The sequence below is a fragment of the Burkholderia sp. ZZQ-2 genome (assembly GCF_050768715.1).
Lineage (GTDB): Bacteria > Pseudomonadota > Gammaproteobacteria > Burkholderiales > Burkholderiaceae > Burkholderia > Burkholderia cepacia.
Map to the genome: position 1 here is coordinate 47,539 of NZ_LDVA01000296.1, position 10,477 is coordinate 58,015.

Below are 10,477 nucleotides of genomic sequence, written 5' to 3' on the forward strand. Positions count from 1 at the left end.
AAGGGGCTGAATCATGCGTTACATCATGTAAAAGCATGTAAGGCCGCGTTCATCTGCGCGCAAATGCCGTTAATCTTGTCGGCCTGCCGGAGGTGCCCGGTCGCGTCGGGCTGTTTCGACGCATCGGGGAGGCGCCGGCAGTTTTACAGGAGGTGCAATGAACACACGTCATATCCAGAGTTTCCTGATCGTGTCCGCCGCGTTTTTCTCGATGACCGGCCCGGTGCACGCGCGAGGCGCGAGCGCACTGGCGGCAGCCGGCGCGCAGATGCAGCAGATCGCGCCGGCCCAGGACGCCGTCGCGCAGCCGTCGGCCGAGCGCGCCGTCGCGTCGAAGGCGAACGCGCGTTGATCCGTTCGCGCGGCCGGCGGGCCGCGCCGGAATGAAAAAAGGGCGGGAATCCTCGGATTCCCGCCCTTTTTCTTTGTGCCGCCGGATCGGGCGGGTTGCCGGGTTGCCCCGGGCAGCCGCCCGCCGGATGCGTCAGGCCTTGTCCTGCACGACGCCGCGACGGATCTGGTCGAGCTCGATCGATTCGAACAGTGCCTTGAAGTTGCCTTCGCCGAAGCCCTGGTTGCCCTTGCGCTGGATGATCTCGAAGAAGATCGGTCCGATCTGGTTCTCGGTGAAGATCTGCAGCAGCAGGTCGTCGCGCGCGCCGTCGATCAGGATCTTGCGCTTTTTCAGTTCGTCCAGCGATTCGCCGTGGTTCGGCACGCGGCGGTCGACCAGTTCGTAATACGTGTCGATCGTGTCGAGCAGCTTCACTTCCTTGCTGCGCAGGCCGTCGACCGCCCGGTAGATGTCGCTGGCGCCGAGCGCGATGTGCTGGATGCCTTCGCCGTGGTATGCGTCGAGGTATTCCTGGATCTGGCCGGCCGTATCCGAGCCTTCCTCGTTGATCGGGATGCGGATCTTGCCGCACGGCGACGTCATCGCCTTCGACTTCACGCCCGTCACCTTGCCTTCGATGTCGAAGTAGCGCACTTCGCGGAAGTTGAACAGGCGCTCGTAGAACTCGGCCCATTCCTGCATGCGGCCGCGATGCACGTTGTGCGTCAGGTGGTCGATATAGGTGAGGCCGTGGCCGACCGGGTTCGGGTTCGCGCCGGCGATCGGCTCGAAGTCGACGTCGTAGATGCTGATGTCGCCGATTGCGCCCGGCTGCGCGCCGTTCTTGCCGCGCCAGCGGTCGACGAAGTAGATCAGCGAATCGCCGATGCCCTTGATCGCCGGGATGTTCAGCTCCATCGGGCCCGTCTTGTTGTCGAAGCCCCATGCGCCGAGTTCGAGCGCGCGCTTGTACGCCTTCGCGGCGTCCTGCACGCGGAACGCGATCGCGCAGATCGACGGGCCGTGCAGGCGCGCGAAGCGTTGGGCGAACGAATCGGGTTCGGCGTTGATGATGAAGTTGATGTCGCCCTGGCGGTACAGCGTCACGTCCTTGTGGCGGTGGCGCGCGATCGCGGTGAAACCCATCCGTTCGAACAGCTGTCCGAGCGCTTTCGGGTCCGGCGCCGTGTATTCGATGAATTCGAAGCCGTCGGTGCCGACGGGGTTGTCCCAGTTCGGGATCTGCATGGCGTGTCTCCTGTGGGGGCGATCGGCCGCGGCGACGTGCGCCTGTCCGGCCTGGTTCGATGTCGAACGTGGCACACGCGGCAGCGTGCGCGACGAATCGGTACGTGCGACAGAGTGTAGCGGGCAGTCGCGAGCGTAAACTTGCGAACTTGATCGCCCGAACCTACGATGGCGCAATTTCCAGTCTTGAAATAATCATTGGGGGGCAGAAGATGGCGCACGCCGAATTGGATGCCATCGACCGGCGGATTCTCGCAATTCTCCAGGAGAACGGGCGCCTGTCGAACCAGGAGATCGCCGAGCGCGTGAACCTGTCGCCGAGCCCGTGCCTGCGGCGGATCAGGCGGCTCGAGGAGATCGGCGTGATCACCGGTTATGTCGCGCTGCTGAATCCGCAGAAGCTCGGGCTCGACCTGCTCGCGTACGTGAGCGTGCGGCTCGAGAAACGCGGCGGCCTGGCGCCGGTGCGGGTCGACGAAACGTCGGCGCGCGCGGGCGCGACCCATGCGGAGCTGTTTCGTGCGGCCGTGCAGACCTGGCCGGAAGTGGTCGCGTGCCACGCGATGACGGGGGACATGGATTACCTGCTGCGCGTGCAGGTCGAGGACATGGCGCATTTCTCCCGCTTCGTGCAGGAGCATTTGCTGCATCACCCGTCGGTGATCGACGTGAAGACGAGCTTTTCGCTCGAATGCTTCAAGGAGACGACGGCGTTGCCGATTCGGTCGGTGCGCTAGTTGCGCGGCGGGGGAGGGAGGGGGCCGGGCGCGCGGAAGGCGCGGCCCGGCTGGCTGACGTTACGCCGTCAGGGCGGCGGGCATCAGCGATTCGATGAACTTCGTGGTGCGGCGCGCCTGGCGCTTCATCGCGTAGTCGAACACCGCGGCCTGCTCTTGCAGCATCTCGGCGATGATCGTCGAGTGGTCGGCCGGCGGCAGCGACAGGTACGCATCGGCCTCGCCGTACGCATACTCGATCCGCATCCCGGATTTCTTCGCGATGTGCATCATCGTCGCGTTACGCGACAGGCAGTGCATGTACAGCGTCGTCACGTGCGTGTTGCGGCTGCGGATCGCCGCGCGTTCGAACAGCTTCGAGCCGACACCGCGGCCGCGTGCGCTTTCGAGCACCGACACGCCGAATTCGGCCGTGCGCTTGTCGCCCTCGGCCGGCAGGTAGGCCAGGTGGCCGACGCCGATCAGTTCGAGGTCGTGGTCGAACACGCCGAACACGGTGTCGCGACCGAAGTCGATCGTGCGGACATAGTTCTCGAGCACGTGGTCGGGCACCATCTGGCCGAAGCGCAGCAGGCGGTCCTCTTCGTCGAGCGAGAGAAAGTGGGTGAGCATCTGCTCACGGTCTTTGGAAGCCAGTTCCCTGACGAGAACCGGCGCAGTACCGGCGGTGCCGACGACATCGGCAGAGCCGTTGAATCGCGTGTTCATCGTGGGTTCCTCAATGTGTGACCGTACAGCGGGTTGTGCAATGCAGCAGCATTTTACCCGACCGTCAGCCCTCGGATTGGGGAAAACCCGTATTTAACGATGTTTGAGCTGGAGGATGAATTCTAAATCCGCTTAGTTAATCCGCTATCTATTTGATTTTAAACGGATTTAAAATTCATCATATGAAACGCGCGGCGGGCGGTCGCAGTGTGCCCGTCGCGCAACGCTTGCTGCTGCGCGGCAATCAGGCGGCCGTCGACAGCCCGCGTTCGATCAGGTCGATCACCTGCTCGGCGAAGTCGCGGTAGCCGAGGCGGCCGCCGGGCTTCAGCCACGTGAACGTCCAGTTGATCATCCCGAACACCATCATCGTCACGGAAGTCTGGTTTTCCTTCGAGATGCGGTCCGGGTACGCGCGCGCCAGCTGTCGCGTGAATGCCGCGACGATGTCGCGCTGGCGGTCGAGCACGATTTCGCGCTGCGCGTCCTCGAGATACTTCACGTCGTTGAGCAGCGCGACGTGGCGGCTGTGCGATGTTTCGTATTCGGCGAGGAACGCGCGCACAAGCTCCGCGAACGCGTCGCGCTCGCTGAGGCCGCGCCGCTGGCTCGCCCCTTCGACCTCGGCGATGATCAGCATCAGCCGTTTCGTGTAGCGGTCGAGCAGGTCGAACAGGATCGCTTCCTTGCTCTCGTAATAGTGATAGAGGCGTGCTTTCGACGTGCCGCTCGCGGTCGCGAGATCGGACATCGACGTGCTCGGATAGCTCGTCTGCGCGAATTTGTCGGCGGCCAGATCGAGGATCTGCTCGCGCTGGGATTCGTGGTCGGGCGCTCGGGTACGGGCCATGGTCGAATGCGGAAGATTAGCGGTGCGTGGCGGCCGCGCGGGCCGCGCGCACCTGCGTGGAGGAGAGGGCGTCGGGCGTGTCGTCCTGCAGCTCGAGCCGGCCGGCCGCCGCGAGTTCGCGGCAGCGCCACCAGGCGATCGAGTCGCTGACGAACAGCCCGCCGCGATCGGCGTCGGCCATGATGCTGCCGACGAGGCGCCGCGCGGGCAGCCAGTCGGTTTCCGCGCGCGCGAGGATCAGCGCGTCGAGTTCTTCATAGTGGCCGCTCTTGATCGTGTTGCTGACCCAGTAGCGCAGTTCGGCGTTCTGGTGCTTCGCCTCCTGCCATTCGAGCGCGAGGCGGCCGATGCGCAGCACCGAGATCGGCGCGGCCACCGGACGCTTGCGCGCCAGTTCGGCGGGCGAGAACATGCCGGTCGCGCATGCCTGGTCGGTGCGCGACAGCGACGCGCGCTGCGCCGGGTCGAGGTCGGCGGCCGACAGCCGCACTTCGTTCAGGCGTTGCGGGACATTGCGCAGGTGATAGGCGACGCGCCGCAGCAGCAGCTTGTCGCCGACGCTCGGTGCATGCCACACGACCACCTGGCCCGTCTCCGTCGCCAGCTGGTCGAGGCGTGCGAACTCGGCTTCGATCTCTGCGTTCCAGTCGGGAATCTGGTCGCCGAGCACGCGCTGCCAGAAGGCTGCACGCGTGTCGGGCGTCTCGTCGGCGCCCTTGAGCGGCCCGACGCCGAGATCGTCGAGCAATCCGACGACATGCTCGTCGCGCCCGGCTTGCGCGAGTGCCTCGCGCAGCGACGCGGCGGCGGTGCCGCCCTGAATCACATGAATGGTACTCATCGGCCTGTCGTCAACAAAAGAAAACCGCCGGCCGGGCGGACGTTGCGATGTCCAGCCGGCCGGCGGCCCCTAGTGTAAGCGAGATGTGTGACGGCGAGAAACCGTCCGGCGCCGCGACGCGACGTCGCTCAACGCTCGTCGAAGCTCACGACGACCTTGTCGCTGACCGGGTGGCACTGGCACGTGAGCACGAAGCCGTCCTTCACTTCATGCTCTTCGAGCGTGTAGTTCTTCTCCATCCGCACTTCGCCCTCGAGCACCTTCGCGCGGCACGTGCAGCACACGCCGCCCTTGCACGCGTAGGGCAGCGCGAGGCCCGCCCGCAGGCCGATATCGAGCAGGCTCACGCCTTCGTACGGCAGCCGCAGCTTGCGCTTCTTGCCGTCGAGCACGATTTCGAGGTCGGCGGCCGGCGTCTGGTCGGTGATTTCGACGACCGGCGCACCGGCTTGCGGCAGCGGCGTGCCGAAGCGCTCGACGTGCACCTTCGCCTGCGGCACGCCGGCTGCCTTCAGCGCGGCTTCCGCCGCGTCCATCATCGGCGCCGGGCCGCAGATGAACGCTTCGTCGATCGCGTCGGCCGGCGTCAGCGTGCCGAGGAATTCCGCGCATTTCGCCTGGTCGAGCACGCCGTTGAACAGTTCGACGTCCTGCTGGTCGTCCGACAGCACGTGATAGAGGACGAAGCGGTTCATGTAGCGGTTCTTCAGGTCCTCGAGCTCCTCCGCGAACATGATCGCGTCGACGCTGCGGTTGCCGTAGATCAGCGTGAACGTGCTGCGGGGCTCCAGTTCGAGCGTCGTCTTCACGATCGCGAGCACCGGCGTGATCCCGGAGCCGCCGGAGAACGCGACGTACTGCTTGCCGTGGTCGGCGTTCAGGTGCGTGAAGAAACGGCCGTCCGGCGTCATCACGTCGATCGTGTGGCCGGGCTTCAGCGTATCGAAGGCGAAGTTCGAGAAGCGGCCGCCGCGTACGCGCTTGATGCCGATGCGCAGTTCGCCGTCACGGTCGTAGTCCGTCGTGCCGACGCAGATCGAATACGAGCGGCGCGTTTCCTCGCCGTCGATGTGGGTCTTCAGCGTGACGAACTGGCCCTGCGTGAAGCGGTACGCGTCGCGCAGCTCGGGCGGCACGTCGAAGGAGACGGTCACGGCGTCGGCGGTCTCGGGCCGCACGTCGCGGATACGCAGCGGATGAAATTGCGGGGTCGCCATATCGATTAGTAGGGTTTGAAGTAGTCGAAGGGTTCGCGGCAGTCGACGCAGCGATACAGCGCCTTGCAGGCCGTGGACGCGAATTGCGCGAGACGCTCGGTGCGTGCCGAGCCGCAGCGCGGGCACGCGGGCGCCGCGACGGGCCGCGGCACGAAGCGCACGACGTTTTCCCGTGGCGCGGCGGTGCCGCATTGGCCGACCGGCGGCGCGATGCCGTACGCACGCAGCTTGTCGCGCGCTTCCTGCGTGATCCAGTCGGTCGTCCACGCGGGCGCGAGCACCGTCTCGATCCGGTGCGGCGGCAGGTCGGCGGCCTGCAGCGCGGCGGCGATGTCTTCGGCGATCTGCGACATGGCCGGGCAGCCCGAGTAGGTCGGCGTGATCACGACCTCGAGCTGGCCGTCGTCCGCGCGGCGGACGTCGCGCAGGATGCCGAGCTCGCGGATCGACACGACCGGGATCTCGGGATCGGGCACGGCTTCGAGCACGTCCCATGCGCGGGCGAGCAGCGGATCGTCGCGGCGCGCGGCAGGCACGGCGTTGGCGTTGGCGGGGGCGGTCTGGACGGACATCGTCGGGCTCCGTGGCGTCGGGGTTACCAGGTCGCGCCGGGGTGCTGGCGTGCGAGGCTTTGCAGTTCGGCGAGCAGGTAGCCCATGTGTTCCGAATGCTCGCCCTGCTTGCCGGTCGTCACGTGCTGCACGGGGGCCGGCAGCGTGAGCGTCGCCTCCGCGAGCGCGTCGTCCACGTCCGCGCGCCACGCCGCTTCGAGCGTGGCCGGTGCCGGGGCGATGCCCGCGGCCGCGACTGCGTCGTCGATCGCATCGGCGGCGAAGAATTCGCGCGTATACGGCGTCAGGTAGTCGAGCGCGTCCTGCGCGCGACGGTGCGATTCGTCGGTGCCGTCGCCGAGGCGTACGAGCCACTCGCGTGCGTGCTGCACGTGATAGCGGGTTTCCTTCACCGATTTCGCGGCGATCGCGGCGAGCTGCGTGTCGGTCGACGTTTCCAGCGCGCTCCACACGTGCAGCATCAGCGCCGAGTACAGGAAGTTGCGCACGATCGTCACCGCGTAGTCCTTGTCGGCGTGCGCGGTGCCGGCGAGCGGGCCGTAATGCGGCAGTTCGGCGAGCGTGAAGTTCGCGAACTCGCGCTCGGTGCGGAAGTACGCGTAGTCGTCCTCGGTCTTCGTCGCGCCGGTGAGCTGGCGCTCGAGTTCGGCCGCATGCGTATACAGCATGCGTGCCTGGCCGATGAGGTCGAGGCTCATGTTGGTGAGCGCGATGTCTTCCTCGAGGATCGGGCCATGGCCGCACCATTCGGCATTGCGCTGACCGAGGATCAGCGTGTTGTCCGCGAGGCGCAGCACGTAGGAGAGGTGTTCGGGCGTGATCGTCATGGCGCGGGCGTTACATGTGGTTGACTTCGTCGGGCAGCGTGTAGAACGTCGGGTGACGGTAGATCTTGTCGCCCGCCGGTTCGAACAGCTCGGCCTTCTCGCTCGGATCCGACGCGGTAATCGCCGACGACGGCACCACCCAGATGCTCACGCCTTCCTGGCGGCGCGTGTAGACGTCGCGCGCCATGCGCAGCGCCATCGACGCGTCGGCGGCATGCAGGCTGCCGCAATGCTTGTGGTCGAGCCCCTGCTTGCTGCGCACGAACACTTCCCAGATCGGCCATTCCTTGTTCATCACTTTCTCCTGAATCCTGAATTCGATGGTGTGCCGCTCAGGCGGCGTGCTGTTCGGCGCGCGCGCGGCGCTTTGCTTCGTGGGCGAGGGCGGCTTCGCGCACCCATGCGCCGTCCTCGTGCGCTTTCACGCGGGTCGCGAGGCGTTCCTTGTTGCACGGGCCGTCGCCGTTGACCACGCGCCAGAATTCGTCCCAGTCGATCGTGCCGTAGTCGTGGTGGCCACGTGCTTCGTTCCACTTCAGGTCAGGATCGGGCAGCGTCACGCCGAGCACCTTCGCCTGGTCGACCGTCGCGTCGACGAATTTTTGCCGGAGGTCGTCGTTCGTGATCCGCTTGATGCCCCATTTCGCGGACTGGTTGCTGTGGACCGAATCGGCGTCGCTCGGGCCGAACATCATCAGCACCGGCCACCACCAGCGGTTCACGGCCTGCTGGACCATCGCGCGTTGCGCGTCGCTGCCCTTCATCATCGACAGCAGCGCGTCGAAGCCCTGGCGCTGGTGGAACGATTCTTCCTTGCACACGCGGATCATCGCGCGCGCGTATGGGCCGTACGTGCAGCGGCACAGCGGGATCTGGTTCATGATCGCGGCGCCGTCGACCAGCCAGCCGATCACGCCGACGTCGGCCCAGGTCGGCGTCGGGTAGTTGAAGATGCTCGAGTATTTCGCCTTGCCGGCGTGCAGCGCGTCGATCAGCGAATCGCGCGATACCCCGAGCGTTTCGGCCGCGCTATAAAGATAGAGGCCGTGGCCGGCTTCGTCCTGGACCTTCGCGAGCAGGATCGCCTTGCGCTTCAGGCTCGGCGCGCGGGAGATCCAGTTGCCTTCCGGCAGCATGCCGACGACTTCCGAGTGCGCGTGCTGCGAGATCTGGCGGACCAGCGTCTTGCGATAGGCGTCGGGCATCCAGTCCTGCGGTTCGATCTTGCCGTCGGCAGCCATGACCGCATCGAACCGCGCCTGCTCGGGCGACTCGGCTGCGGCGTCGAGCGGCGCGACGTTGCCGGGGATGTCGAGGGATTGCGTGTACATGGCGAGGCTCTCGTCCGGTTGAATGTGTGCGAAGTATAAACCAACCGACCGGTCGGTTAATAAATTTCTTGCGGATTTGCGGAAAGACTCGGGTAAACGAGGGACATCGGGGCGCGATGGTGCTGCGTGATGGCGGCCGGCACGCGGGAGCCGCGCCTTCTGCGGCACAATGCCCGCTTTCCGACGAGGATTTTGCCGATGTCATTCCGAAGCAGTATCGCCGCGGCCGTGCTGGGTGCGGCCGCTTTTGTCCCGCCGCTCGTGGCGTCGGCTTCGGCCGCGCCGGCGGGATGGGTTGCCGCGTGGGCGACCGCGTTGCAGCCGATTCCCGACCTTGCAGCACCGCCGCCGCTTTATCGCGCGCCCGACGTTGGCGGTCGCACGGTGCGCCAGATCGTCTATCCGACAGTGCCGGGGCGCGCCGCACGGATCCGCGTCAGCAATGCATACGGTCGTTTCCCCCTCGTCGTCGAGGCGGCGAGCCTCGCGCGCGCTGGCGAAGGCGCGGCGCTGTCCGGCGATGCGGCCGCGCCGGTCAGGTTCGGCGGCAAGGTGTCGGTGACGCTTGCGCCGGGCCAGGAACTCGAAAGCGATCCGGTGGGGATCGACGTCAGGGCCGGGCAGCCGTATGCGATCAGCCTCCAGATGGGGGCGAACCAGCGGATGACGGTCTGGCACCGCGTGTCGAACCAGTTCAATTATGTGTCGGTGCCGGGCGAGCACGTGAGTGATCCGGGGGCTGCCGCGTTCCGCACCCGCTTTACCCAATTTGCATGGGTGACCGAGCTCGCGGTCGAGACCGGTTCCGCGCGCGCCAGCGTAGCCGCGATCGGCGATTCGATCACCGACGGGCTGCGCTCGAGCGTGAACCGGAACCGCCGCTGGCCGGACGCACTGGCGCGTCGGCTGGCCGCCTCGGGCGCGGAATCGATCGGCGTCGCGAATCTCGGGATCAGCGGAAACCGGCTGCTCAGCGATTCGGCTTGCTATGGCACGTCGCTGGCGTCGCGGTTCGAGCGCGATGCGCTGTCGCGCGCGGGCGTAAAGGCGGCGATCGTGCTGATCGGGATCAACGACATCAACTTTGCGGCGATGCCGCCGCGCGCGGGGCTCGATTGCGACCACCCGCATACGCAGGTCACGGCTGCATCGCTGATCAACGGCTACCGCCGACTGATCGACGCGGCGCACCGTCAGGGCGTGAAGGTCTTCGGCGCGACGCTGACGCCGGCCGGGCTGCCGGCGGGGCGGGAGGCGATCCGGCTCGAGGTGAACCGGTGGATCCGGAGCGGTGGCGGGTTCGACGGCGTAGTGGACTTCGACGCGGTGCTGCGCGATCCGGCGCGCCCGAGCGTGCTGCAGCGTCGATTCGATAGTGGCGACGGCATTCATCCGAGCGACGCTGGATACACGGCGATGGCCGACGCGGTGCCGATCGAGCAACTGCAGGCCGCGGTGGGCGGCAAGTAATGAGCTTCTATATATAGAGGGAAGTGTTGCCGGCCCCCTTGTGGTCGATGGCCACCGGCGGCCCGCCGAGCCCCAGCCCCCGTGCGCGTCAGCGCACGGGGGCTTTTCAAAATATTTTCACAAAGGGCTTGCGCAGATGGGGGCGGGTGCTTAGAATCACGCCTCTTTCGCGCTAACGGAAACGCGGCGCGGAAGGGGAGGCGAAGCTGGTGGTGTGCTGCAGTGTCGGGCGCGCGGCTGGCTAAGGAAGTTGAGCCCCGCAGTCGCAACGATGTAGTGTAAAAAGTTGTTGACGAGCTGCGAAACACGGTTCATAATCTCGCTTCTCTGCTGCTGAAAACG

Annotated in this window: 13 protein-coding genes; 3 read left to right on the forward strand and 10 right to left on the reverse strand. The window is 66.3% G+C overall.

The features are described 5' to 3' along the window. Window positions 1–157: 157 nt before the first annotated feature. Window positions 158–352, forward strand: a complete 195-nt coding sequence (locus tag ABY44_RS25865; RefSeq protein ID WP_027788593.1) for a hypothetical protein — start codon at window positions 158–160, stop codon at window positions 350–352. Between the two features lie 132 nt (window positions 353–484). Here ABY44_RS25865 and hppD read toward each other — a convergent pair whose 3' ends face one another. Next, complete coding sequence (gene hppD, locus ABY44_RS25870; protein WP_060175012.1) at window positions 485–1,582, reverse strand: 4-hydroxyphenylpyruvate dioxygenase; 1,098 nt, start codon at window positions 1,580–1,582, stop codon at window positions 485–487. 212 nt (window positions 1,583–1,794) lie between these two features. Here hppD and ABY44_RS25875 point away from each other — a divergent pair, with 212 nt between their 5' ends. Further along, window positions 1,795–2,319, forward strand: a complete 525-nt coding sequence (locus ABY44_RS25875; protein ID WP_021158575.1) for an Lrp/AsnC family transcriptional regulator — start codon at window positions 1,795–1,797, stop codon at window positions 2,317–2,319. A 60-nt stretch (window positions 2,320–2,379) separates the two neighbouring features. On the opposite strand, the gene ABY44_RS25880 is transcribed toward ABY44_RS25875, so the two are convergent. The 8 genes from ABY44_RS25880 to paaA form a co-directional block, all read right to left on the reverse strand. Then, a complete protein-coding gene (locus tag ABY44_RS25880) occupies window positions 2,380–3,027 on the reverse strand; it encodes a GNAT family N-acetyltransferase (RefSeq protein ID WP_027788590.1) in 648 nt (215 codons plus the stop codon). 244 nt (window positions 3,028–3,271) lie between these two features. Continuing rightward, the gene (locus tag ABY44_RS25885; protein ID WP_011350658.1) at window positions 3,272–3,877 is read right to left on the reverse strand and encodes a TetR/AcrR family transcriptional regulator; all 606 of its coding nucleotides are present in this window, start codon (window positions 3,875–3,877) and stop codon (window positions 3,272–3,274) included. Between the two features lie 16 nt (window positions 3,878–3,893). Beyond that, window positions 3,894–4,718, reverse strand: a complete 825-nt coding sequence (locus tag ABY44_RS25890) for a DUF1835 domain-containing protein (RefSeq protein ID WP_059490190.1) — start codon at window positions 4,716–4,718, stop codon at window positions 3,894–3,896. A gap of 128 nt (window positions 4,719–4,846) precedes the next feature. Then, complete coding sequence (gene paaE, locus ABY44_RS25895; RefSeq protein WP_027788588.1) at window positions 4,847–5,935, reverse strand: 1,2-phenylacetyl-CoA epoxidase subunit PaaE; 1,089 nt, start codon at window positions 5,933–5,935, stop codon at window positions 4,847–4,849. Window positions 5,936–5,940: 5 nt separating this feature from the next. After that, window positions 5,941–6,507, reverse strand: coding sequence for a 1,2-phenylacetyl-CoA epoxidase subunit PaaD (gene paaD, locus ABY44_RS25900; RefSeq protein WP_027788587.1), 567 nt, complete (start codon window positions 6,505–6,507; stop codon window positions 5,941–5,943). 23 nt (window positions 6,508–6,530) lie between these two features. Continuing rightward, on the reverse strand, window positions 6,531–7,334 hold the full coding sequence (paaC, locus tag ABY44_RS25905; protein ID WP_027788586.1) for a 1,2-phenylacetyl-CoA epoxidase subunit PaaC: 804 nt from the start codon (window positions 7,332–7,334) through the stop codon (window positions 6,531–6,533). A 10-nt stretch (window positions 7,335–7,344) separates the two neighbouring features. Next, entirely contained in the window at window positions 7,345–7,629 is a 285-nt protein-coding gene (gene paaB, locus ABY44_RS25910; protein ID WP_027788585.1) for a 1,2-phenylacetyl-CoA epoxidase subunit PaaB, read from the reverse strand. A gap of 37 nt (window positions 7,630–7,666) precedes the next feature. Beyond that, window positions 7,667–8,665: a 1,2-phenylacetyl-CoA epoxidase subunit PaaA gene (paaA, locus tag ABY44_RS25915; protein WP_027788584.1), complete on the reverse strand. Its 999-nt coding sequence runs from the start codon at window positions 8,663–8,665 to the stop codon at window positions 7,667–7,669. A 198-nt stretch (window positions 8,666–8,863) separates the two neighbouring features. Here paaA and ABY44_RS25920 point away from each other — a divergent pair, with 198 nt between their 5' ends. After that, a complete protein-coding gene (locus tag ABY44_RS25920) occupies window positions 8,864–10,135 on the forward strand; it encodes an SGNH/GDSL hydrolase family protein (protein ID WP_431642605.1) in 1,272 nt (423 codons plus the stop codon). Between the two features lie 156 nt (window positions 10,136–10,291). Here the strand turns inward: ABY44_RS25920 and ABY44_RS25925 are convergent. Then, the coding region (locus tag ABY44_RS25925) for a hypothetical protein (RefSeq protein ID WP_431642606.1) at window positions 10,292–10,477 on the reverse strand (186 nt) is incomplete at its 5' end.